This is a genomic window from Parabacteroides goldsteinii (assembly GCF_020091425.1).
Classification (GTDB): Bacteria; Bacteroidota; Bacteroidia; order Bacteroidales; family Tannerellaceae; genus Parabacteroides; species Parabacteroides goldsteinii.
Map to the genome: position 1 here is coordinate 295,447 of NZ_CP081906.1, position 26,574 is coordinate 322,020.

At 40.8% G+C, this 26,574-nt stretch carries 16 protein-coding genes; 7 read left to right on the plus strand and 9 right to left on the minus strand.

The genetic code is table 11. The features are described from left to right. Position 1 precedes the first annotated feature (1 nt). From K6V26_RS02175 to dnaK, 5 genes are all read right to left on the minus strand, one after another. Entirely contained in the window at positions 2-6,901 is a 6,900-nt protein-coding gene (locus K6V26_RS02175) for a sacsin N-terminal ATP-binding-like domain-containing protein (RefSeq protein WP_224264491.1), read from the minus strand. Positions 6,902-6,920: 19 nt separating this feature from the next. Beyond that, entirely contained in the window at positions 6,921-7,157 is a 237-nt protein-coding gene (locus K6V26_RS02180) for a helix-turn-helix transcriptional regulator (protein ID WP_005936672.1), read from the minus strand. A gap of 130 nt (positions 7,158-7,287) precedes the next feature. After that, positions 7,288-8,541, minus strand: coding sequence for a site-specific integrase (locus K6V26_RS02185; RefSeq protein ID WP_122118416.1), 1,254 nt, complete (start codon positions 8,539-8,541; stop codon positions 7,288-7,290). After that, positions 8,538-9,098: a helix-turn-helix domain-containing protein gene (locus K6V26_RS02190; protein ID WP_224264492.1), complete on the minus strand. Its 561-nt coding sequence runs from the start codon at positions 9,096-9,098 to the stop codon at positions 8,538-8,540. Before K6V26_RS02190 ends, K6V26_RS02185 begins: the two co-directional genes overlap by 4 nt. A gap of 209 nt (positions 9,099-9,307) precedes the next feature. Then, positions 9,308-11,224, minus strand: a complete 1,917-nt coding sequence (gene dnaK, locus K6V26_RS02195) for a molecular chaperone DnaK (protein WP_007653744.1) — start codon at positions 11,222-11,224, stop codon at positions 9,308-9,310. Between the two features lie 246 nt (positions 11,225-11,470). Here dnaK and K6V26_RS02200 point away from each other — a divergent pair, with 246 nt between their 5' ends. Then, entirely contained in the window at positions 11,471-12,868 is a 1,398-nt protein-coding gene (locus K6V26_RS02200; RefSeq protein ID WP_224264493.1) for a putative oxidoreductase C-terminal domain-containing protein, read from the plus strand. 148 nt (positions 12,869-13,016) lie between these two features. Here K6V26_RS02200 and K6V26_RS02205 read toward each other — a convergent pair whose 3' ends face one another. Then, complete coding sequence (locus K6V26_RS02205; RefSeq protein WP_154278472.1) at positions 13,017-14,363, minus strand: hypothetical protein; 1,347 nt, start codon at positions 14,361-14,363, stop codon at positions 13,017-13,019. A gap of 649 nt (positions 14,364-15,012) precedes the next feature. Between K6V26_RS02205 and K6V26_RS02210 the strand changes: the two genes are divergently transcribed. Then, the gene (locus K6V26_RS02210; RefSeq protein WP_154278473.1) at positions 15,013-15,828 is read left to right on the plus strand and encodes a DUF6261 family protein; all 816 of its coding nucleotides are present in this window, start codon (positions 15,013-15,015) and stop codon (positions 15,826-15,828) included. Between the two features lie 47 nt (positions 15,829-15,875). Here the strand turns inward: K6V26_RS02210 and K6V26_RS02215 are convergent, their stop codons facing one another. Further along, positions 15,876-17,450, minus strand: a complete 1,575-nt coding sequence (locus K6V26_RS02215) for an Rne/Rng family ribonuclease (RefSeq protein WP_007653739.1) — start codon at positions 17,448-17,450, stop codon at positions 15,876-15,878. Positions 17,451-17,674: 224 nt separating this feature from the next. Next, positions 17,675-17,947, minus strand: a complete 273-nt coding sequence (locus tag K6V26_RS02220) for an HU family DNA-binding protein (protein WP_005636204.1) — start codon at positions 17,945-17,947, stop codon at positions 17,675-17,677. Positions 17,948-18,081: 134 nt separating this feature from the next. Here K6V26_RS02220 and mutY point away from each other — a divergent pair, with 134 nt between their 5' ends. The 5 genes from mutY to K6V26_RS02245 are packed head-to-tail and all read left to right on the plus strand — an operon-like array spanning position 18,082 to position 22,329. Continuing rightward, positions 18,082-19,221: an A/G-specific adenine glycosylase gene (gene mutY, locus K6V26_RS02225; protein ID WP_224264494.1), complete on the plus strand. Its 1,140-nt coding sequence runs from the start codon at positions 18,082-18,084 to the stop codon at positions 19,219-19,221. Between the two features lie 43 nt (positions 19,222-19,264). Then, the gene (locus tag K6V26_RS02230) at positions 19,265-19,750 is read left to right on the plus strand and encodes a single-stranded DNA-binding protein (RefSeq protein ID WP_122328438.1); all 486 of its coding nucleotides are present in this window, start codon (positions 19,265-19,267) and stop codon (positions 19,748-19,750) included. A gap of 25 nt (positions 19,751-19,775) precedes the next feature. Then, complete coding sequence (gene gldE, locus K6V26_RS02235; protein WP_007653736.1) at positions 19,776-21,113, plus strand: gliding motility-associated protein GldE; 1,338 nt, start codon at positions 19,776-19,778, stop codon at positions 21,111-21,113. Further along, on the plus strand, positions 21,113-21,691 hold the full coding sequence (gene gldD / locus K6V26_RS02240) for a gliding motility lipoprotein GldD (RefSeq protein WP_224265799.1): 579 nt from the start codon (positions 21,113-21,115) through the stop codon (positions 21,689-21,691). Before gldE ends, gldD begins: the two co-directional genes overlap by 1 nt. Then, the gene (locus tag K6V26_RS02245) at positions 21,691-22,329 is read left to right on the plus strand and encodes a 4'-phosphopantetheinyl transferase family protein (protein WP_224264495.1); all 639 of its coding nucleotides are present in this window, start codon (positions 21,691-21,693) and stop codon (positions 22,327-22,329) included. The genes gldD and K6V26_RS02245 overlap by 1 nt, the downstream gene beginning before the upstream one ends. 65 nt (positions 22,330-22,394) lie before the next feature. On the opposite strand, the gene K6V26_RS02250 is transcribed toward K6V26_RS02245, so the two are convergent. Beyond that, positions 22,395-26,477: a two-component regulator propeller domain-containing protein gene (locus K6V26_RS02250; RefSeq protein ID WP_224264496.1), complete on the minus strand. Its 4,083-nt coding sequence runs from the start codon at positions 26,475-26,477 to the stop codon at positions 22,395-22,397. Positions 26,478-26,574 lie beyond the last annotated feature (97 nt).

Below are 26,574 nucleotides of genomic sequence, written 5' to 3' on the forward strand. Positions count from 1 at the left end.
ATCAATAGTCGTTATCGTTGTAATCATCGTTACCATCTTCCGCTTCTGCCATAGCACCAACATAGTGAGCGAATACGGCATCCATATTTGTACGAGCAGCCACACGAATCAAGGTGTATGCAGTACCTTTGGCATCTTCAAGTATGCCTGTATAAAGAGCCCTTACTACATCAACCTTCTCCTTGCCGGTAATCTTGATAACAACATCGTCTTTTTCTACGAGTTTCAGGAATTCCTCGGCGTTGTTAATGTAATGGAAGTTCTTGCCTTGTCCATCAAGATAAACGCAAATCTTCCACTTGTCATCAACCATCTTATTCCATACAGAAGGAGAAACATACATCACGCCACGAGCAGCACTACAAGCATGAATGTATCTACCATCTTTAAGTTTGTGTACAGTTACATCACTCGCATTATGCACGAACTCTTCCATTGTTTCCTCAGGCTCTACGTGCATCTCATTTCTGAGATTCTGGTACAGACGCAACTGAGCAAGATAGTTGGTGTCGGCAATCTGCTCTGGCTTGATGTTACATTGAGCTAAGAGGTCTATTTCCTCCCTCGTTGGTGGTAATGATTCCAGTTCAAGAGGCGTTCCATGTGAGCGAAGGCGTTCTAATTCCTTTTTGGTGAAAATCTTCGGATGCTTACGTGTACGAGGTTTGTAAGGTCTGTCACCAACAGGTTGATAATTCTTGTCCTTATCAACAGATCCCATGTACCCATTACTGTCAGGATCATAATCCTTATGAGGCTTGTTTGATGAAGCGTGAGACGTGTTAGACATATGAGTATTAGAAGACGTTGTGCTGGCATTATCCGTTGTGTCAACATCTTCATCAACGTCAGCTTCTACATCGTCTGTGTCATCGTAGTCTTCAATATCCTCTTCATCAACCTGTTCATATGTGTCATACTGACCAAGGTCATCTTCTGACTCTTCCTCTGCTGTAGATGACGTTGCTTGACCAACTAGTGATTCAGTTTGTTGCGACTGCTGTTGTGGACGAGAGTCAGAAGTTGACTGCTGCGATGCGGTTTGAATAGGTTCTTTTGGTGATGTCTCTGATTCTTCCCCAACTTCAAGTTCGTTAACAGGTCTTGACGTTACATCTTTATTTGGTGCACTAGGCTTGTCATCCTCGCAAATAGTTTTCGTATCGTCAACATGCTGATTTTCTGTTGATGTCTCTGTAGTTGCTTTAGTAGCAGAATCTGTTGGTTCATTCGTAGCATTGCTATAGTAATCGTTTTCTGTTTCGATAGGTTCTTCTTCCTCTGGCTCAACGTTGATGGTCAAATCCAACGATCTGAGATAAGCGCGGAACTTTTCATCGTATGCAAGTGAAGAGCAATACTTTTCGATGCACGCTTCTACAGAAACGCTATCATCAAGAACGTCTTCACATACATTATCATACACGTCAAAACCTACCAGTCGCTTCAATCTACTACAGAACTTTGTAAAGGTACGATTATGCTTCCATGAGCTTACATAATAAAGGTGGTTGTCATCGTTATAGATACGCTCCACATCATTATGTATAGTGTCATAACCGAGGTCTATCTTTTCACATACAACAAAATGATACTGCGACAGCTTTGTATTATAACGTTCGTAGAGTTCTTGGAATCGATCTGGGTTCTCGATAGCCGACAAGATAAGCAGACGAGGTCTGAGTATGGCAACCATATCAGCTGTTTCATCTTGTTTGCCTATAGGTGTTGCCACAAAATCAGAACTTGTCAGACATTTTATCTTCAGCATGTTGCAGACCTTGACAAACGAATCTGTATCATAAGGGAAAGCACTTGTCTGCATAACAAACTCATCGCCACGGAAGATATTCCTTTCCTGTGTCGCATCTGGATGGATAGCATAAAGTTCCGTAATATGCTTCTTCTGCCCCTTACCATTACGCCATTCTGCAGTTGGCGTTTTACGATAGTTGTCAACCAAAGTCTCATCTTGAATAGGCGAAGACAGCATCCAATTAATCACTATACTGCGGAAATTAGTTTCTTCCTCTCTTGGATGCGTAACACGAGCAAGGTAATAAAGGCAATCTTCAAAAGAGAGAGCTTTACAGAAGTTGATCTTCTCAAATAATTCACGAGTATCACGATTGTCAATAGAGTCAACAATAGCTTTGCAAGGAACCTTCTCTTGCCATTGAGGTACCTTGGCACGAACAGCATAACCAGCTATGTGAGGTGTATACAACAACTCCGGCTTTTGAACAGAATTCTCTGTTGGTATGCACACGCGGTTATTGAAACATCCATCTTCTACCCAGGATTCATATTCGACCAAGCGACGAGAGAAACATTTCGACCAAAAATAACAAGCAAATGTGCGGTTTGCGAGATACTTCAAGTCCTCTCGCGTCATATTCTGATGCACGTTCTCCGCCTTGAAATATTGTTTGATGATATCCTTGTTGCCTTCGAAGATGTAAGTGTCTGAAAGATACGACAATTCAGACACACCATTTGCCTCAAAGTCGCACGTTGGAGAATATTCTGTTCCAAGTGTCAGCTCATGAGCAAGCTTGTATGTCGTTTCATTCGACTTGACCAGATACTTTATCTGCTTACGAAGTGTGTCATTTATGTCATACTCACTCTGTATCTTGACTACTTCACGTACAAACTGAATGTGAATGTCTGCAACGCTATTCTCATCGGCAGTAAACTTTGCAAGATAATCCTTAACCTTTGCGTCAATCCACATTTGCTTTGTGGTAATGAGATTGCGATTACCGTACTCTTCAGAGATAGCATGAAGCAAGTCCTTATTTGCCTTTAGAATATCGGGATGAACCTCGTTGGCAAGAGTGATGTACTTGAATGGCTCAGATACAGAATCCTCATCCATATTGACGATTATTACCTGATCAAGAGTCTTATAACCAGCATATTGAGTGCGAACTCTCAACTGCATAATTTGGTATTTCCTTTCTGCCCATTTATCCTTCAGGTCTTTAAGGTGCTTGGTCATCATCGCTACAACAGAATCCAAAGACTCTACTTCAATAGTTGAAAGCTTAGGCAAGATGTCTGAGAAAAGAATATCCTTGTTATCGGACTTAAGACCGAGTTTCCTGAACAATTTCATCCACTCTGACTTCTCGTTCTCATTGGCGGTTTCGATGTAAGACGAAGACACAAACTGCGCCTCCTTTACATACTTAGTTACCAGCGCCTCAATTTGTTCTTGCTGATAGGTGTCAGAAATGTAAAGCGATACACAATTGATAAGCGCATTGTTATTGTCAAGCAACGGAATAGTCTTAAACTTATCAACAGATGCAATTTGCTTCTGGTTTACCTTTACCCATCGCCAGAAATCAACGTTATTGTTTATAACATTAACCGATTGACGCAAGTTTGCGTTCTGAGCAAGAATGTCAGTTGTGGTATTGATGTCAAACTTCACAATCTTGAACAGCTGACGCATATCCTGAGAGAAATCATCGGTATATTTCTGTGAGAGCACAACATACATCTTCGGACACCATGCTTTCTCGCACAGAATCTTTGCGTCCTCGTTGTATTCGATATACTGGATATTCAGTTCCCTTGCTCTTACTATGGTTCCGTCATAGGCAAGTAAAGGCATATCCTTGATGTCGTTGAAACTCATAGTATCATCAAAGAGTCTGTCTGCGTCACGCTTCAGGTATTCCAAGAATGTGAGCATAGTTGCCTCGTCAACAAGACCGGCATAGATAACAGCCTTGTTCTTGATTACAACATCTGTGAAGAACGACTTGTCTGTGAAGGTCTTAACGCCAAACTGCTGACGCAAGAACGATTCCAGTTTCTTTACCTCTTCCTTCTCACGCCCTTCAAAGTAATCATTCGATAGAGCATACATCATGCTATCCTGCAACCAAGCATGATTGATATTGTCAGCATAGGTGCTGTTCTGAGCATACGCATCCTGATTGAAGTATCGCACGTCATCGTTGCAAAGATATACCTCATTTTTGTGGATGTCAACACAACGCAAGACATAATCCTTGAAAACGTTTTCCTTCAACTGCGCTTCACAACCATACACATATTCAACAAATGCTTTGTTGGCGGCATAATTGTTTTCTATGGCAGCGTTTACTTTTGCTCGGAAATCGGCATCGCCAACTATGACAGTCGTGATGAAGGAGTCTTTGGTAAATTCGTTGAATCCAAGGTTAGCAAATATTGCAGTTATATTATCTTTCTCGTCATCAGCCAGGCTGTCAAAATAGATATGCGATAGTACGTTGATAAGATTCTCGCCCAACCATTTCTCACGTATTAAGCCATGAGCTTCTTCGTTGAAGAAGTAGTGATAATTGGTATAGTCGGTACTTGCACCACCATCCTCGGTAATGTACGGAATCTTTGTCTTGTTAGCCTTTAAATCAACTTCCTTTACTGCAAGATAACGATAGAATGCAACAGAATTGCTTGGTACGTTAAGCAACACCATAGCATCCTCATTGGATAGAATGTAATCTGTAATCATAGACGCAGCAGAGAAAGACAGGAAATACTTGTCTGCAAATGATTTCCAATTTTCATCTTCCTCAAAATTTGATCTTGATGCCTCGCAAAGATGCGGTACAAATCTACGCAAGAATCCTATTCCATTACAATTCGTGTCAAAATCATAGTAGAGACTTCCTGCTGTAAACAAATCGCCTTCGTATTCAATAAATATATTTTTCTTCGCAAACTCGTTTAGTTCATCCTCACTCAACCAATGTCTAATAAATCGTGTATTGTTTTCGGGAACTGTCAACCATGTCTGGAAATCAGTTTCCTCACATTTCTTTACAACAGCATCAACCTTTACATCAAGGCTCGAAGGAGAATGCTTGTACAAGAAATCCATGAATGCCTCCGATTGTCTTAACTCGTCAACTGGCAAGGAGTAGTCACCCAACTCCATAAGAATTATGAAGTCTTCGTCTGAAATGACTCCGTTCGCTGTCATGCCAGTCATGTCGTTAATAATATTGTCGATGCATTCAAAGGTTTGTTCACCATCCTTATCCACGCATGGAACAAAAGGCTCTTCTTTTATGAACTTTTCAAATTCTTCCTGGAACTCCTCTATAAACGTCTTATACACGCGTCTCTTCTTGCACTCATCAAAGTCTGGGATAAGTGCAAAGATAGAGTCAAGGTCGTATTTTTTGCTTTCAATAAGCTGCTTGATCCAATAAAAGAACTGTTTACCTGCAATACGAGCAATAACGTGATTGAGCTCGATATCCTCAATATCATCACGCTGTCCGTTGGGCACCATATCGGTGTTCATTAGGAAATTGAAGCCCCAATCAGCCCGCTTTGCTGGCAGATAGCAATAAAGTATGGCATCATCAACTGGCATCAACTTTCTTTCAGCTTTCTTGCACGCAAACTTTACCGCAGTCTTACGGAAGTTCATGTACTTCTCAGGTATTTTCTCATAACCATCCGAACGAAGAGAGTCTGGATTTTCCAAGACATCGTTTATCTTATCTGTAATATCCTCAGGAATATCATCTACAAGAGAATCTGATACACACCAGTCTTTATTGTCTTTCTCACGTACAATCGGTTCATCCTGACCATCAATAAAGATGCTAACCTTCTTGATGTTCGGGATAAACAATATGACGCGCTCTGATTCAAATACATCGGTAAACAAATCGATGTAGTTATCATCTCTGTCTTCATCGGTCAGAATTTCGTTATCTCGTGGTTGGAGAGCGAACTTTACTCTGAACTCTTCGTTAGGATGCTGACGGAATACAGACTTGATTTCATTATCGATCTCATTATGTTCCGTCCAGATTGGCAATATCTGCCACGGTGTATTGATTACATCCGTAGCAGACTTGTCGAACCTGAAAGTGTAATTACCAGTATTGAGGAGAACATAGTCGTTGTCAAGGAAAACGGTCTTAAAACCAATACCTTTGTAGCCGATGGCTTCGGTATTGTCAGACTTCTCGCCATCATTTATATCACAAATAGCTGCAATATTCTTCGGATTGAAATATTCACCTGTATGCTCGAATGTTAAGTAGTTCTCGGTAATATGGAACTCTACATCAACAGGCAAAGGTTGAATCTTACCATCAATTTTTGTACGACGAGGATAGTCGTTAGCATTCTGCAGCAACTCATAGATGAATACTTCCTTACCGCTTTGTGTAAGTTGCTTTTTGAGAGTATCAAGCGAACGAGCAATCTTCTTTGCAGCACCTGCAGGGTAACGCATAATGCCCTCGTAAAGACTGCTCACAATGTCTTTGGGGTAAATTGGTGTTATTTCCTCATGCAAGTCAATACCGAACTTGAGAGGATCGGTTTCAAGCAATACCCAAGTGAACTTGTAGTATGCATAGCGGTTGAACTCCTTGTTGCTTCTGAATGAGATAGACAGATTCTTTATACCACGTTCCTTATCTTCAATCTTTGTAAAATCAGTATTACGGATATCTGTTATCGTAAACCAACCTTCATTTCTTTGAGGCGCAAACTGACCAATAAACTGATTGTTCTCAAGACGCAATCTGCGTTTGATTTTAACGACCTCCTCGGAATCTACGTATTGGGTTGCTGCACGATTGTATTGTGGTCTTCTTTGCTCTTCGTGAGATTTTGGCTTAGCTTTTTCAATTACATACCTTATAGGTTTTTCTCCCGAGAAATCTGTCCAGAATGAAAACAATCCAGAATCTGTTAAAAATTCATAGAAATGATCGTACCCCAGATTCTTATAATTGATACCTACTTTTCCAACAGCACGTAAGAAATCATACTGGTTCACCCATCCATCACCCTTGTCAACCAGTTCAACCTTAGGCAAAGATTGATATATCTCACGTAATTTTTCTATTATTGATTTGCTGACCATATTCTATTAGATTTAGTTATTACAAGATCGTCATCATAATTTTCTGATTGTCTGTAGGTACGAGCAACTCCCGAATATCAACTTCAAGTATTCTTGCAGTTTCTACTAGAGTTTCAAGAGTGGGTTGAGTTGTGTTAGTACACCATTTGCTCACTGTAGCCTGATCTTTACCTATTTGGTCAGCAAGCCACTTGTTCGTTTTCTTCTTTTCTACGAGAACTACTTTGATACGATTAATGTTTTTATTTGTTGCCATATAATTACACTCTATTGTCTTATACCTTCAAAGATGCAAAATTATTTCGAAAAACAACAATATATTTTATTGTGACATAAAACTATTTACGTATTTACCTAATAATTTGATTTAGAATATAAAATTATAGTCAATAATACGGTAAATCAAGCTTAATCGTCTTGGTAGCCTCTTCCTTTTTAGCATCAACAACCTTTGCATACACTTGAGTTGTACGGACATTCGTATGACCAAGCATTTTGCTAACAGTATAAATGTCTGTTCCTCCGGCGAGTTGCAGGGTTGCATACGAGTGCCTAAAACAATGGTAGGTGATGTGCTTCGTTATTCCGGCTTCTGCAACCCATTTCTTTATCGGACGGTTAATCCATGACGGGTCTGGCAGTCCGCCAAAAACTAATTGTTCGCCGTCCTTCCTTTCACCACATAATTGAAATGCTTGTTCGGATATAGGCATATACTCAACGCCTTTGGTCTTTTGCTGAGTAAAGTTCAAACGGTAACCACCATTGAATACCTCTATCTCTGACCACTTCAACTTTTGAATGTCACAATGACGAAGCCCGGTAAGTGCAGAAAAGAGGGCGGCACGCTTCAACAACGGGTCGCATGGAGTTTGAGCCAAGCGGTTCAGTTCTTCAATGGTCAAGTATTCCCTACGGCTTTCTTGACCTTGAATACCCTTGATCTTTGCCCCAATATCAACCGTCAAATAGCCGTCAATGAAAGCCTGCTTCAATGCAGCCTTGAATATGGAGAAATAAGTGGATGCCGTATTTTGCGAGATGACACCTTTCTTGCCTCCTCCCTGTGGGGCGTTCAATAGGAACATACGGAATGATTCTATCAGCTTCAAGTCAATCTGTGAGAAAAGGATGGTATCTCCTTTCGCAAAGATTTTCAACAATTCATGTACACGCTTCCAGTTGATGATAATGGAATCGGAGCTATGGGCGTGGCGTAACCGTTGCACATGGTCGAAGTAGTCTATGAAGTTGCAACGTGAACGCTCTAGCTGCTCTGCCTGTTCTGCATCCGTTTCAGAATAAAGCGAAGCGTTATCGTATTCCTTTTGGCGCAGGCTCCTCACCTTGTCGGCATAGATACACGATTCTTGGTCTAATTGAGATTTGCATTGGATGATGCCGTTCAAGTCACGCTTTAGCTTATAAGTGGTCTTGCCGTCTTTGTCGGTTCGGGCATTCCGCGACTTATCCCATATGGGAGTGGTTATAGTACGGTTCAGATATTCACGCACTCTTTGGGGAGTGGGTTTGTCTGCTTGGAAAACCGGATAAGCTTCAACATACAGGTACCATTCCTCGCGGTATTCCGATTTGCGGAGTTTTACTGAAACTCGTGTATTGGCCAACGCTTTCTTCATTGCTTCATCCCTTTATATAGGTTATCAATTTCTTTCTTGGGCACATAAACGAAGTTACCTATCTGCCGGGTAGGGATAGAGTATTTACGGATATGTAGATAGACCGTACTGTCTTCTAAATGAAACTTCTTGGATATTTCGCCGATAGTATAACAGTCTTTAGGCTCCAAGCTATATAGTTTTGCAACGGGTTTGGGTTTTGTCAGAGCTTTCTTTCGTAGCGGATAGAGTTTCAGCAGTTCTTCTTTGCTGACACGGATTTGGTTAGTTCCAAGATTTATGTGCGAAATAGTCCCTTTATGTATCAGACGATACAGCGTATCTTTGCTGATGCCGAACATGGCATAAGCTTCCGACACCTTGATGTAATCTTGGTGCTTCGGGATGCTCTTTACAATTTCATCCAATCGCTGATTCCGCTTCTCTTCGTCTTTCCTGCGCTTATAGGCAATGTTGGAACAGCGTTTGGAGCAATACCACGATTCTATGGTCTTGGCGATGAACTCCTGACCACACAGCTGGCATTTGCGCTTTATCTCGAACTTTGCTGCTGGCATAATGCTGATTTTTACTTGTTTGTATTCAATCCGTTTATATTTTGTCGCAGATTTCCGACTTTCTTATCGCGGCACAAATATGGTACAAATATACGATAAAAATTCGAGAAACAAGCAAATCCATCAGAAAGTATTAAAAACAAAACAGGGCGTAACTCATTGAGCTACACCCTACTTTTCTGTCGTTAGTTATCGTTGTTTACCGATACTTATTTCACTTCCTCGAAGTCAACATCTGTTACGCCACCGTCCTTAGCTCCGCCAGCATTGTTGTTGGCCTGTTGCTGTCCGAAATCAGGTCCCGGTTGTGCACCGCCCTGAGCATTCTGAGCATTGTACATTTCCTGGCTTGCAGCCTGGAATACTGTATTCAGTTCAGTCATGGCAGCATCGACACCTGCAATATCCTGAGCCTTGTGAGCTTCTTTCAGCTTATTCAATGCAGCTTCGATAGGAGCTTTCTTATCAGCCGGAAGTTTGTCACCCAGGTCTTTCAACTGTTTTTCAGTCTGGAAGATCATACTGTCAGCCTGGTTCAGCTTGTCGATACGTTCTTTTTCTTTCTTGTCGGCTTCAGCATTGGCTGCAGCTTCGTCTTTCATGCGTTTTACTTCGTCGTCGCTCAAACCACTGGATGCTTCAATACGGATGCTCTGTACTTTACCGGTTCCTTTATCTTTTGCAGATACGTTCAGGATACCGTTTGCGTCGATATCGAAAGTAACTTCAATCTGAGGTACACCACGCTGTGCAGCAGGTATTCCGTCCAGATGGAAACGGCCGATTGATTTGTTATCCTTAGCCAGAGAACGTTCGCCCTGCAGGATATGGATTTCTACAGACGGCTGGTTGTCGACAGCTGTTGTAAATGTTTCCGATTTCTTAGTCGGGATTGTTGTGTTGGCTTCGATCAGCTTAGTCATCACGCCACCCATTGTTTCGATACCCAGAGACAGCGGAGTAACATCCAGCAACAATACGTCTTTTACTTCACCAGTCAATACACCACCCTGGATTGCAGCACCTACAGCTACTACTTCATCCGGGTTAACACCTTTGGAAGGAGCTTTGCCGAAGAATTTTTCAACGATAGCCTGTACAGCCGGGATACGTGTAGAACCACCTACCAGGATTACTTCGTCGATATCGGAAGTACTCAAACCTGCATCTTTCAATGACTGACGGCACGGTTCGATACAAGCCTGGATCAGGCTGTCTGCCAACTGTTCGAATTTAGCACGTGTCAATGTCTTAACCAAGTGCTTTGGAATACCGTTAACCGGCATGATATACGGCAGGTTGATTTCTGTGCTTGTTGTGCTTGACAATTCGATCTTAGCTTTTTCAGCAGCTTCTTTCAAACGTTGCAAAGCCATCGGGTCTTTGCGCAGGTCAACGCCTTCTTCACGAAGGAATTCTTCTGCCAGCCAGTCGATAATCACGTGGTCGAAGTCATCACCACCCAGGTGAGTATCACCGTTTGTTGATTTTACTTCAAATACACCGTCACCCAATTCAAGGATTGAAATATCGAATGTACCGCCACCAAGGTCGAATACGGCGATCTTCATATCTTTGTTGGTCTTGTCAAGACCATAAGCCAGAGATGCGGCAGTCGGTTCGTTCACGATACGGCGAACATTCAGACCGGCAATTTCACCGGCTTCTTTTGTAGCCTGACGCTGAGCATCGCTAAAGTAAGCCGGAACAGTGATAACTGCATCTGTTACTTCCTGTCCTAAATAATCTTCAGCAGTCTTCTTCATCTTCTGAAGAACCATTGCTGAAATTTCCTGCGGAGTGTACAGACGGCCTTCGATATCCACACGCGGAGTGTTGTTATCGCCACGTACTACCTTATAAGGTACGCGGTTGATTTCTTTCTGAACCTGGTCGTAAGTTTCACCCATGAAACGTTTGATAGAAAATATAGTTTTTTCCGGATTGGTGATAGCCTGACGTTTTGCGGGATCACCAACTTTACGTTCGCCGCCTTCAACGAATGCAACGATTGAAGGAGTCGTTCTTTTACCTTCGCTGTTTGCAATAACAACCGGTTCGTTACCTTCCAGTACGGCAACACATGAGTTGGTTGTTCCTAAGTCGATACCAATAATTTTTCCCATAATTTTCTACTATTTTAATTGTTATTATTTTTCGTCTTTGCTTTTTCTCTTGTCGAGTTGCACCAATTAGTATACAAAACGTATGCCAAAGTAACAATGAACGGTTCCGAATTGTTTTTGCTGTCAGAAATAATGACAATACGGCAGATGTTAAAACGATATATTTTTATCTTTGTGGCATAGAAGTGATTCTTGTATAATTTTAGACCGAAGGTGGAGAATATTATTAATTAAATCGTATATAAAATGAAAAACTATCTTGTTTTTACCATGGCTACACTTTTATTGGGAACGGCGTGTTCCTCTAAGAAGGAACACGCAGAAGGGTTTACCGGCGCACCGGGCGAGGTGAAACTTATAACGCTCGATCCCGGACATTTTCATGCAGCACTGGTACAAAAAGTCTCTTATCCACAAGTTTCCAAGGATGTTTATGTGTACGCTCCCACAGGTTTCGATGTAAACGAACACCTGAAGCGTATCGAAGGATTTAACACTCGTGCGGAGAATCCGACACTGTGGAATGAAATTGTTTATACAGGTACCGATTATCTTGAAAAAATGCTTGCCGAGAAGAAGGGTAATGTCATGATTCAGGCCGGCAACAACGGTAAGAAGACAGAATATATAAAGAAGACACTGGAAGCCGGTATCAATGTGCTGTCTGACAAGCCTATGGCAATCAATAGCCAGAATTTTAAATTACTGGAAGAGTGTTTTGATATTGCCAGGCAAAAGAACGTTCTGTTGTATGACATTATGACTGAAAGGAATGAGATTACAACGATGTTACAGCGTGAGCTTTCAACAATTCCGGCGATATATGGTGAACAGCTGAAAGGTTCTCCCGACGAGCCGGCTATCGTAAAGGAAAGTGTGCATCATTTGTTTAAGCTGGTGGATAACAAACCACTGACCCGTCCAGTGTGGTATTTTGATGTAACTCAGCAGGGGGAAGGTATTGTGGATGTAACAACTCACCTGGTAGATCTCGTTCAGTGGGAGGCTTTTCCTGAACAGATCATCGATTATAAAAAAGATATCGAATTGGTTGATGCGAACCGTTGGACAACTTCAATCAGTCCGGAGGAATTTAAGCAGGTGACAGGCACGGATGCTTATCCTGATTTCCTGAAAAAGGATGTGGAGAACGATACATTGAAAGTTTATTGTAACGGAGATATCGTTTATAAGATCAAAGGTGTGACGGCCAAAGTTTCTGTTATTTGGAATTATACTTTCCCGAAAGGCGGCGGTGATACGCATTTTTCTGTCATGAAGGGAAGTAAGGCCGACTTGGTGATCCGTCAGGGACAGGAGCAGGGATATAAACCGGAATTATATATCGAGGCATTGCCTGATATTGATCTAGCCGCTTATGAAAAAGAACTGGCAACTGCCATGTCGGCCGTTGTGGATAAGTATCCGGGTGTTGTTTTAAATAAGATTGCCGATAATGTATGGCAGGTTCAGATCCCAGTAAAATATAGAGTAGGGCATGAGGCTCATTTCGGGCAGGTGACAGAAAACTACCTGCAATACCTGCAAGATGGCAAACTGCCGGATTGGGAAGTCCCGAATATGATCGCTAAATATTATGTGACGACTAAGGCGCTGGAGATGGCGAAGGGGAAGAGTAAATAAAGAGGAAAGAGAAAAATGCTTATGGAGACAAGAGACGTGTAAGTTTTTTTACACGTCTCTTGTCTTTGTTTTTATCATTACCTGTAAATATGAAAATAAATAAAATTGTCTATTAAACTATGCTTTTTCAATCATTATACTTGATTTTTTAAATCTGATTCTTTCGATTTAAAAAATCGGAAGAATTAGCAAATAGTGATAATCTATGATTTATTATCTTTTGAACATCAGAAACTTGAGTATATACATCGTCTATGTCATAATAATAAAATAGATTATCAATAATCTGATTGCACCGAATAGCTATATCATCTTTAGGAGAAATGTAATTAGGAATATATTTTTCAACGAGTAAATAATCAGCTAATTGAATTTCTCCAACTTTCTCCTCAATCTCTTCAAGTGGTAATTGAGGATAAAGTTTAGAGATCATTGATATAGCTGAAGTATATCGCTCTTCTATAAGACTACAACGTAAGAAAGAAAAATAAATCATTCTAGTCGTTTCAAATGCCCTGTTTAACATGTTGTATGCCAAGATAAATAAGCGATCATTTACACGAACATCATCAAAATGATAGGCTGTGAAATATAAAGCACGAGAAAGATGACTGTAATGTAGAGAAGGCACTTTGTTCAAAAAAGTAGGAAATGTGTCCATAATATTAAAAAATCGGATATAATTTTTATTGATGGTATCAGCATCCATTCTATAATTATACGCATTTACATTAGCGATACATATAAAATTATTGACAAACTCTGAATAACATATTTCTTCTTCACTATATGGAGACTGAAAATTTTGGGGATAAATGTAATTAAAAACAGCTTGCTCTAATTTTGACTTAACATGTTGATTTAATAATTTATTCCAATCAAAGTTAGAAGTCAAATCAGCTATTGAATACCCCAGCATAGCTGACAATATATATAATATAATATCTGTTCGTCTAATATCTGTAACACTTTTTGGGATAGAATAACCTCCATAAATATCTGTAAGATAGTTTAATGGACAATATGATTTAGAGGATGGTTTATCTGTAATAATATATGTAAAACTAAACTCTCTTTTTGTTGCACCTATTTCAGGAACAACAATCGTAAAAGCTCCAACAGCCTCAGGATAGATATGAATAATGCAATCTAGAGCAAAGCCTTTAAAAAATACTAACTTATTGCAATTTGAAGGCGAATACAAAGATGTATTTACATAACCATATATAGAACAAAAGCGATCACCGGTTAAGTAGTGTAGTAAAATCCCCAACTCATCTCCTGAATGTTTTTTTACAACCTCATTTTCTATACAAAATGCAGTATTGTCGTATGGAATACAAGAAGCATCTCTGTACCATTCATCTCCGTGATTTATGATTGGATAAGCATAAAGATTTGATAAATTGTGTGTGTATAAATAAGGATATTCATACTCATCTACATCATGTATTTGTATTTCTGATGTCTCTCGTTCTTGATTATAAAATTTCATGATAAAAGATACTATTTTTCCTCCCTGTCCCTTCCGTTCGGCGTTAATAAATAAAAGAAGCGTGGGAACCATCGTCTATCACAGTTCTGAGGCTCTGGACTGCCCACTACCCAATAATAGCACAATGATCCCACGCTTTATGCAAGTATATGGTCCATCCATCACTGGATGAATAGATATAACAAACATAAGCGCAGGAGCCATTTGGTCTATTATCTTGGGTAGCCGAAATTGTCCAGATTTCAGAACAAGATAATATCGAAACGCTTCTACGTTATTTTTTTCAATACTTCACAAAGATCGTGTTTTTAGGCTCTTATACAAAATATTCAATGTCTTTTTTTAGGAATTTATACAGTGTAATGGCTTCCTCAATGTGAGAAATCCCATTTTAATACTGAAAACCGATTTCTCCGGGCGAGAACCTTGTTTTTAATGCTGTAATCTCATTTCTCTAACTGAGAAATCAACTTTCATCGTTGAAAACACATTTCTCGCACAGAGAAACCGACTTTTACCATTGAAAACTGCCTTTTACGAGAAAAAAAGCTAATTTTCATTAGTCTATCAACGTTTTTCTTTGAAATAAATAGCTTCACCCATTTATTTTCTTATCTTGCGAAGAATTTATAAATAAAAAATCAATATCATGGGAAGCTACAAAAAAATCTTGACAATTAACCTAACGCATTTGAACGCCGCTGAATACCTGGCCTTTATGAATGCAGTGTTGAACCTTCTTCCGCCGCCGGATGCCGATCGGCCCGAAATTGAGTCATTGGATGAAGATGTTCGGGCAAGCGGATCACCGGCAATTGGAGTATCGCCTCAGTTTGCTCAAACGTATGAGGATGATATCATGGTTTTGGCCGATGTGGTCGAAGAAAGCCGTATCAACCAAGAAACGGAAGAGGCACAACTCTACGAGAAAAACCGCGACAGCCTGGTCGTTTATATCACTACACGCATCTCACGTGCAGGAACATTGCCTCTTGACGCAGAGAGAGATGCGGGGAAGTTTCTTTATAAAGTAATCAAACCCTATATCGGCATCGCCCGTCTTCCGGTGGCGCAGGAAACAGCCAAGATACAAGGACTGTTACTCGATTTGAGAAAAGAGGAAAATAAACCTTATGTAACAACGCTCGGATTGGATGCTTATCTGGCCGAACTTGAAAATACAAATAATGCTTATATCGCTGTCACCAGCGAGCGCACTCAAAGCCGGGCGGTTAACCGGAAGGAAAGCGGAACGGTGTTGCGCGGACGCATTGATGAATATTACGACGATCTGGTGATGCTTGCCCAGTCTTACAGCGTTGCTGTTCCATCTGAAAAGGCGACTATGTTTGTCAGCAATCTGAACCAGTTGATTTCTGAAACAATTACAGCCTATAATCAGCGGAAAAAAGGTTCTTCCTCAAAAGAGGAGGGAGGCAGTTTAGACAGACCGGAAATTGAATAAACATACTATAAAAAAATCCCCGGAGCGATACAGGCTCCGGGGATTTTTTATTTTTTCATTTCCTTTTCTTCCATCATGTCGAGTTCGTTCTTGTCGGAATCAATAAACTTGTATTCCAGAAAACCCAGACTTTGGTTAGGAATGACTTTCATACCCATTGAGTATTTTAGTTTCCATTTCATACTGAGGGGATAAAGCCCCTTGTTTACGAATGCTGCCACGTAGGGATGTACGTGCAGGGCGAATTTCTTTACATTATGCTTATTCACTAAACAATCGATCTTACCTTCCAGATTGTCGGTAAATAGGATCGAAGGTTTGATTGTCCCTGTGCCGAAACAGGTAGGACACGATTCTGTTGTATCCACATCCATTGCCGGGCGTACCCTCTGGCGGGTAATCTGCATCAGACCAAACTTACTTAAAGGCAGGATGTTGTGTTTGGCCCGGTCGCTTGCCATCGCTTTAGTCATGTGTTCAAACAACTTCTGTCGGTTGGCGGCTTCCGCCATGTCGATGAAGTCGACCACAATAATACCGCCCATATCACGGAGACGAAGCTGGCGTGCAATTTCGTCGGCGGCGGCTGTGTTTACGTCGATAGCTGTTTTCTCCTGGGCGTCGCTCCCTTTGGAACGGTTGCCGCTGTTCACATCTATCACGTGCATGGCCTCGGTATGCTCGATAATCAGGTAAGCTCCACTTTTATACGTAACCGTACGTCCGAACAGCGATTTAACTTGTTTCGTGATACCGAAATTGTCGAAGATAGGTAATTCGCCGGTATATCGCTGTACGATCTCTTCCCTTCCGGGAGCGATCAGGCTGACATAATCGCGTATGTTATGATAAACATCCGCATCGTTTACGTAAATGTTCTGGAAAGACGGGTTGAAGATGTCGCGGAGCAAAGCTACCGTACGTGCCGTTTCTTCATATACAATCGACGGCACTTTCAGTTTGGGAACTTTGACGATGTTATCTTCCCATCGTTTCACTAATGTCTTTAATTCATGGTCGAGTTCAGCAACACGTTTTCCTTCGGAAGAAGTACGTACGATCACGCTGAAATTTTTCGGCTTGATGCTCTGAATCAACTGCCGCAAACGGGCACGTTCTTCGCTCGACTTGATTTTTGTGGAGACAGAGACCTTATCGGCAAATGGTATCAATACGATGTATCTTCCGGCAAATGACAGCTCGGAAGTCAGTCGCGGACCCTTTGTTGAGATCGGCTCTTTGGCAATCTGTACCAACACCTCTTGTCCTACTTTAAGCACGTTACTGATGCTTCCGTCCTTTTCAATCTCCGGAAGTATCTGCACTTTTGAAATGGCGGGCATCTTTTTAGGATCGCCAAGTGCTTGTTTGAGGAACTTTTGTTGGGTGTTGAAGTTAGGACCTAAGTCCAGATAATGAAGAAATGCGTCCTTTTTGTACCCTACGTCGATAAAAGCAGCGTTCAAACCCGGCATCAGTTTTTTTACTTTGCCAAGATAAATATCGCCTACGGCAAACGAGACATTGCGGGCCTCCTTCTGGAGTTCCACAAGGTTTTTGTCTTCCAATACGGCAATAGATACCTCTTTGGGTTGTACATCAACTACTAATTCACTTATCACTTAATAAGAGGGTTTTTTAATTCAGACCTTTCTAAATACGCAAAGAACAAACTTAAAAGGTCACTTATTAAGTTTGTTCTTTAGAGTTTCTCAATAGACTTATTTCTTTTTATGTCTATTCTTTTTCAGTCTCTTTTTGCGCTTGTGCGTAGACATTTTATGTCTTTTTCTTTTCTTTCCGCTAGGCATTGTTTCTAAATTTTAAATTAAACTATAATTACTAATTACTTAACTTCGTTCAGGAAAGTTTTAGCCGGCTTGAATGAAGGGATGTTATGCTCCGGAATGATGATCGTAGTATTTTTTGAAATATTACGAGCAGTTTTCTGGGCTCTCTTCTTAATAACGAAACTTCCGAATCCTCTCAGATAAACGTTTTCACCCTGAGATAACGAACTTTTCACGATGTCCATGAAAGATTCTACGCTATTCAATACCGTCTGCTTATCGATACCGGTACTTTTTGAAATCTCGCTAACAATATCTGCTTTAGTCATGTCTATAAATTAATTAATGATTTGGACCTATTAATTTTTTGGAATGCAAATATATAGCTTTTTATTTAAGTGGGAAAAGAATTGCCCGCCATTTTTTAATAAAAAAGATTCCTTACAATTCATTATATCTGTGTATGTTTGCATTAATCAACGAGTTGAGAGTTTCAAAACTACAAAAACAGGACATTTTAACGCAAATGGAAAACGAATTGGAAGTCAGCCATATTTTGCTGGCCTGGTATAAAACGAATAAGAGGATGCTGCCCTGGCGGGAATCGTCCGACCCGTATATAATTTGGATATCGGAAATTATCCTTCAACAAACCCGTGTCGCTCAGGGGATGGACTATTTTTACAGGTTCACCGAACGCTTCCCGGATGTCGCTTCCCTGGCAGCGGCGGAAGATGACGAGGTGCTGAAATATTGGCAGGGGTTGGGTTATTATAGCCGTGCCCGTAACCTGCATGCTGCCGCTAAGAGTATCATGGAACAGTTTGGCGGCGTTTTCCCTCGGGAATATAAAGAGATATTGTCTTTGAAAGGTATCGGTGAATATACGGCTGCTGCCATTGTGTCTTTCGTATGGAATAAGCCTTATCCGGTTGTCGACGGGAATGTGTACCGTGTCTTATCCCGGCTGTATGCGGTCGACACGCCAATTGATAGTACGCAGGGAAAGAAACAGTTTGCGGAATTGGCCGCTCTTGTGATGAATCCCAAATATGCGGGGACGCATAACCAGGCGGTTATGGAGTTCGGGGCCTTGCAATGTGTTCCTCAGAATCCGGATTGTGAAGTTTGCCCGTTGAAGGAACGTTGTATGGCCTATGCTTCGGGTAATGTGCAAGCGTTTCCGGTCAAGCAGAACAAGACGAAAACACGGCCCCGTTATTTTCATTATCTATACATTATATATAAGGGGCAAACCTGGCTTTCGCGCCGGAGCAAAAAAGATATCTGGGAAGGGCTTTATGAATTCCCATTGATCGAGACGGCGGAACCGATGGATTTTGCCGGATTGCAGCAAACGGAAGCGTACCGGAAACTGTTTGACGGCGCCGGTCGGATGAATGTTTCCGTGGATATGTCCGAGGTGAAGCATGTTCTTTCCCATCAGGTTCTTTATACGACATTTTACCGGGTCGAGATTGAAAAAGTGACGGACGCATTGAATTCGTATCTGGCTGTTCCGTATGAAGATATCGAACGTTATGCCGTTCCCCGCCTGGTACATATTTATTTGGAGAAATTAAACGGAAATTTGTCTGAATGATCGAATTTATGTTTCTTTGTAAGATCTTAAAAGAATTACAACTATGTCATTGAATAAAGTCATATTGATTGGTAACGTGGGCAAAGATCCCGACGTTCGTTATTTCGACAGCGGTACGGCCGTTGCAAACTTCCCTTTGGCAACTTCCGAAAGAGGTTACACACTGGCAAACGGTACGGTTGTGCCGGAGAGAACAGAATGGCACAATATCGTGGTTCGCCGCGACCAGGTTGCTTTTGTTGAGAAATGGGTGAAGAAAGGTTCGGGTGTTTATGTAGAAGGAAAGATTCGTACCCGCAGTTATGACGACCAGAGCGGTGTGAAACGTTATGTGACTGAAATTCATGCAGACCGTATTGAATTTTATAATACGGGCACACGTCCGGCCGACGGTACGGCAACGAATGCCGGAACAGGTTTCCAGCAAGGTGGACAGCCACAGGCAACACAGCAGGCAACGTCTTACCAGCAACCGGCGCAACCGGATATGTCATCAGATTCAAACAGTGCGGATGATCTTCCGTTCTGATATTGTTTAACTAATACGGTTCCCCTTGGACTCAGACTATTATTTATCGGGCTTATTCGATCAGGTTACTATACAGGCGCTCACAGCAGGCCCTGTTATAGCGTTAAGCCTTGCTTGTTTACTGCTGTTGGTGTCCGGCTTCGTGTCGGCATCGGAAGTGGCATTCTTTTCTCTTTCCCCGGGTGATATAAACGACATCCGGGAGGAGAATTCGCCTTCGGACCCGTTGATCCGGAAATTACTGGACCGCTCCGAATATTTACTTGCGGCTATTTTGATTGCCAATAACTTTGTGAACGTGGCCGTGGTTATGCTTTGTACCTACGGTATCAATTCTTTGATCAATTTCTCGGCTGTCCCTGTCTTGGGTTTCATTCTTGAGACAATCGTACTGACCTTTTTGCTTTTACTTTTCGGCGAGATCATGCCTAAGATTTACGCACAGAAAAATTCGCTCCGTTTCGTTCGCCGTTCCGCCTCGGTGTTGAATATGGTGGAACGCCTCTGCCGTCCGCTTTCGGTGGTATTGGTTAATTCTACTTCTATTATCAACAAGGCGCTGGTGAAGAAAAAATATGACTTGTCGGTCGATGAGTTATCCAAGGCTTTGGAGTTGACCTCTAAAGAGATTCCGGAAGAGAAAGAGATGCTGGCTGAGATCATCAAGTTCTATAATAAGACGGCCGATGAGATTATGACGCCTCGTTTGGATATGGAGGACATCGAGATAAAGACCAGTTTTCGTAATGTGATCGATTTCATTATCAAATCCGGTTATTCGCGAATCCCTATATATGCCGAATCGGAAGATAATATTAAAGGTATCCTTTATATAAAGGATTTGCTTCCTTATATAGAAAAGCCGGATACATTCCGCTGGCAGAGCTTGATTCGTCCGGCTTACTTTGTTCCCGAAACAAAGAAGATCGACGACCTGCTGGAAGAATTCCGTACCAATAAGATTCACATGGCGATTGTGGTGGATGAGTTTGGCGGTACATCCGGTATCGTGACGATGGAAGACATCCTGGAGGAAATTGTCGGCGAGATTTCGGACGAATATGATGAAGATGAAAAGCAGTTTGTCCGTCTGGCAGACGGTAGCCTGATCTTTGAAGCCAAGATTTTATTGACTGACTTCTTCCGCGTTATCAATACAGACCCGTCCGAGTTCGGCAAACTGACGGAAGATGTAGAAACGCTTGCCGGGCTTTTGCTGGAAATAAAAGGTGACTTCCCGCGCCGCAGGGAGATCATTGATTATGGTAAATATCGTTTCCAGATTCTGGAAATGGATAACCGGAGAATCCTGAAAGTGAAATTCAACTGCATTTCAGAAATAGAGAAAGAAGGAGAGGAGTGATGAAGCAGATTCTGTCCGGCATGGTTTTCCTTTGTATCCTGTTGTGCTGTGTGTCTTGTACGGAATATACACCGAAACCGCGTGGTTATTTCCGTATCGAGCCGCCTCAGGCACGTTATCAGGTGTTGCCTCTGGACTGTTTGCCCTACTCATTCAACGTTTCTCAGTTGGCTATTGTCGAGCTGCCGGAGATTGGAAGTCCTGAAGGATGGATCAATTTGTCTTACCCTTCATTGGGTGTAAAGATTTATTGCAGTTATTTACCCGTCACCCGTTCTACTTTGCAAATAGCAGAGAATGAGTCGCGTTCCCTGGTTTCCCGCCAGGCGAAGCAGGCGAAAGCGGTAAAGGAACAAGCCTATAGCAACCCGGATGAACGGGTGTATGGCTCTCTTTTCCTGTTGGATGGGGAGTCTGCTTCTCCTGTACAGTTTATGCTGACCGACAGTACCTCGAACTTCTTTCGGGGTGCTTTATATTATGATTGTGTACCGAATGCCGATTCGTTGGCACCGGTTACAGATTATCTGAGAAAAGATATTATCGAGTTGATACAATCCTTTAGCTGGAAAAAGTAATGCCTGTCCTGTTTAAATACACAGAGCCGTTGTTGGGTGTCTGGAAGATTGAAGAAAGTTCGGAAGAATTGCTGTCGATGCTGGAACAGACATCCGAATATCTCCCTTTCCTGCAACAGATAAAAACGGAAAAACGTCGTCAGGAATGGCTGGCGTCTCGTGTTCTCCTGAAAGAGTTGGCGGGAGAGGAGTTGCTGATCGCTTATCATGACGATGGCGCTCCTTACTTACCCGATTCATCCTTATCCCTGAGTATTTCCCATACGAATGGCTATGCGGCAGTGTTGTTGCAGGAGCAGGGAGCGGTTGGTATAGATATAGAATACCGTTCCGACCGGGTATTAAAGATACGTAGCCGTTTTATGTCTCCGGAAGAGAATGCGTCGGTCGGTCCGGATTATGAAACAGAACATCTGCTTGTCCACTGGTGTGCCAAGGAGGCTTTATTCAAGATGATCCGGCAACAGGATGTTGACTTTATAGAACATCTGCATGTGGAGCCGTTTGTGTATGCAGACTCCGGACAAATTAAAGCCGTTGAAACCCGAACGGAGGATGCTTTGTCTTATACTTTGCGATATGAAGTACGACCAGATTTTATCCTTGTTTATAGTGTACCCTCCGGTATTTTGAAATAATACGGCTCTTATATCATTCTTCTTTTCTTATTTTGTTGTCTTTTTGTAAATACTCAACCTGTTCTTCATATTGATTGACTTTTTTCCATATATTCACTAGGTGTCATATTAAACTCTTTTTTGAAGCAGACACTGAAATAACGGGCATCTTTAAAACCAACCTGATAGGCGATTTCGGATATATTTCCTTTTTTCTGTCGCAATAATTCTGTGGCGGTTTTTAAGCGTATATTCCGAATGAATTCGTTAGGGGAAAGGTTGGTTAGTGCTTTCAGCTTACGATATAACATAGAGTTGGACACCTGCATTTCTTCAATGAGCTGTTTTACATCAAACTCAGGGTCTTCTATGTTTTTCTTTACTATTTCAATAGTATTCTCCAGAAATTTCTCTTCAAAGGAAGATATGGAAAGATTGATTTCCTGTGTAAGAGGACTGGAACGAAATTTTTCAATAGTTCTTTTACGATTGGAAAGGATCGTTTCTATCTGAGCTTCTAAAAGAGTATAACTGAATGGTTTTGTAATATAACTGTCTGCTCCGCATTTCAAACCTTCCAAATGGTCGGAACCATCGATTTTAGCCGTCAGTAATATAACGGGGATATGACTGATATTGATATCTTTTTTTATTCTTTTACAAAGTTCGAACCCATCCATTTTAGGCATCATAACGTCGCTGATAATCATATCAAGATTGATCTGCGCTGCAATATTCAGTCCTTCTTGCCCATTTGAGGCAGTGACTGTATAATATTTCTCGGAAAGGAGATGTTGAAGAGAGGTACGTAGTTCCATATCATCTTCAATAAGTAATAAAGAATGTTTGCCTGTTGTATTTCCAGAATTTATTGTCGATGGATCCTTATCTTCGCTAAGAGTTTGCATGGATATTATTTTTTCTTGTTTTTCATCCTCAATTTGTTCTTCGCGGAACGCTTTTCTGCTGATCGGGATACGAATTGTGAATTCAGTCCATCCATTAAGTTCACTATCGACTATGATGGTTCCATTATGTAATTCAACCAGGCTTTTGGTTAAAGCTAATCCGATACCGTTACCTTTACCGGATTGCCTGAAGTTTTTCTCATAGAAGCGAGTGAATATCTGGGGTAATTCTTCTTTCCCGATTCCTTTTCCCTGATTACCGACTTTAATAGTAAGTTGTTTATGTTGATATTCATTTTCAAGCTCTTCTGCAACCAGGGTTACAATAATTTTACCACGACCATCTGTGTAACTGAATTTTATAGCATTGGATAATAAATTATACAAAATCTTGTCGATTTTATCTTTATCGAACCAGGCTGCAATATGCTCAGGTTCACAGTGTACCTCCAAAGTTATATTTTTGTTTTTTACCAGTAAAGAAAAGTTTTCATGGCATATCCCACGAATAAAGGAGGCTATATCTCCATACGTGATTCTTAGTTTTAGTTTATTATTCTCTGCTTTTTGGAATTCCAGTATTTCTTCGATTAGTTTGTTCAGCCTGAATACATTAGACTCGGCCGCTTTAATGGTTTGGTTATCGATCTGAAATTTTCGTTTCAGTTCCTCAAAAGAACAACTGATGATAGATAAGGGAGTGAGGAATTCATGTGACATGTTTGTAAAGAATTTGAATTTGGACTGATTCACTTCTTCTGATTTGATCCGTTCTATCTGTTCGATTTTAACGGCTTCCTGTAGCCGGAAACGATATAACTGGAAACGATATAAAAGATAAGCTATACCTGTAATTAAAAGAAAATAAAGTGAGTAGGCATAACCTGTTTTATAGATAGGAGGAAGGACTTTGATATGAAATATTTCATCATTTGAGCTTTCTATTCCACTGTCGTTGATGCATTTTACGTGGAATTCGTATGAACCGGCAGGGAGATTCGTATAGTAGGCGATTCGTTGTGAGGCATCTGTATATACCCAGTTTTTGTCGAATCCGTCTAATTTGAATTTATATCTCTTTTTTTCGGGATGTATGTAGGATAAAGCGGCAAATTCTATACCTATGTTGTTATCCGATGACGTTAGTGTGATTTGCCTGGTATAAAGGGGATGAAAATCTCCAGCCAGTTGCTTTTGTTTTTTGGCAGGTAATTCATCGAATGATTTATGGAAGATCTTGAAATCCGTAACAACCGTTTTTACATTGGTTGAGTCTGGAAGCAGTTGGTCTGGACGAAAAATATAAAACCCTTTAGGTGTTCCGTAATATATTTCACCTCTGCCGGTATTCAACATGGCGTTCATCATACAACTATTGTCCATTAGGCCATCTATATCTGTTAGAATGGTGGATTGGTAGGTTGTATTATTATATAGAACCAACCCTCGATTTGTTCCAAGAATAAGTTTTCCGTTTGCTTCTGTTATATTGTAGATAATATTACCCTGGATATCCTCTATACCGGGTGCTGGCTCAAACCAGTTTTTCTCTCGGTTATATTTTTGCAGGCCGCATTCTTTAGTGCCAACCCATAGATTTTGAGAGGAATCCTCGAAAATACATAGTATCTCATTGGCATTTATCAGTTTATTATTATTATTGTATATTTCAAAGGATAATTTGCGGACATCAAATCCAGGACGTAAGCGATAAACACCATCAAAATAGGTGCCGAGCCAAATAGCGCCGGTATGATCCTGGCAGATTGCTTGTATCCGGTTATATGTCCTGTATGATAACGTATCGTCATTTGCTGTAATTATATTTAGTCCTTCGTCGGAGCCGATCCATATATTATGGCCTTTGTCCATAACAATGGAATTGACCGTAGTTCCGATCGGAGTCTGTCCCAGTTTTTGAAAATAGTAGCGGGAAGATACGATTTCATTTTTTTCAATTTGGCATATAATCAGTCCTCCGAATTGGGTGCCAAACCATAATTCGTTTTTATACGGATGTTTGTATATGAACTGTAAGTTTCCTGGCCATTCCCTGAATATGTTATTATAGTTCTGTTTGTTATTGTAAGAAGTAAGTTCCTGTTTAATTTTATCGTAGAAAGCAATGCAGATCTTATCTGTTCCAAGTAAGAGTTCATTGGGATTCCATTCGTAAAAAGAATTAACTTTTAGTGACTGTTGAGAACCGGTAGTCATGTTTAGTGGATAATTTGTGAATGGATTTTTCTCTTGGTATGCGACATAAACGCCTGAGTTTTGGGTTGCGATCCATACATTATGTTCTTTATCCGTATATAAATAGTTAATCTCATTATTTAGAATTTGCGTATATAAAGTATTATCTTGTTTATTTAAGGATTGTAATATATTGTCCGGTGTAATTGAATATAATCCTTGATTGGTACCGGCTATTATTTCTCCGTTGTCTAGTTGTTGAAGGCTACGGAAAATGCATTCATATGTCGATTCTTTTTGTAAATGTGTATAAATAGGGTGATAACTGTCGTTTTTATTTTCTATTTTGACAACACCGTCTCCCCATAAACATACCCATAGATTTTTATCTCTATCCTGAAATAAATGGTTGGCACGGTTTAAAGGTGCAAGTGACGGATAATGGACGAATTTACCGGTTTGGGTATTTAGCCTGCATATTCCGTAGCCGTGAGTAGCAATCCATATATCTCCTGATTTATCTTCCAAAAGAGCTTTTATAGCGTTTCCGCAAATGGATGTACTGTCGCTAGGACGATTCTTGTAAGTCGTGAAATTTCGTGTACCTCTGTTGTAGCGAAGTAATCCAACCTGTGTTCCGATCCATAGAGTGCTATCGCTGGAGAGAAGAAAAGAGTGAATATATGAATTCTGGAGGCTGTCGTTACTGATTGTTTCAATCTTGTTTGTCGATTTGTCCAGGATATTTATACCCTGTTCTGTTCCTATCCAGATCCGATGATCTATATCTTCAATTATGGCATTTATAATATTACTTTGCAGTAGTTTCGGATGTTGGTTGGAAGATTTGTATGTTTTCAGAGAGTATCCGTTGTAGGAGCATAGACCGTTATTGGTAGCAAACCACATATACCCTTCACTATCCTGGAGTATTTGGTTAACCTGTTTGCCGGGAAGTTTATCCTGATTATTGATTGGACGTATTTTATAGTTGTTCCATTCTGTTTCTGCATGATCATATAATGAAAATACACATAGGAGCAATAATAATATTATTCTTTTCATTATAAGTAGTATTTTTCAAAATTGTATGACAAATATATAAAAAAGGTAACCTGAAAGTCCTGAATTTCTTCATTTGTTTCAGGTTACGAAAAAACAT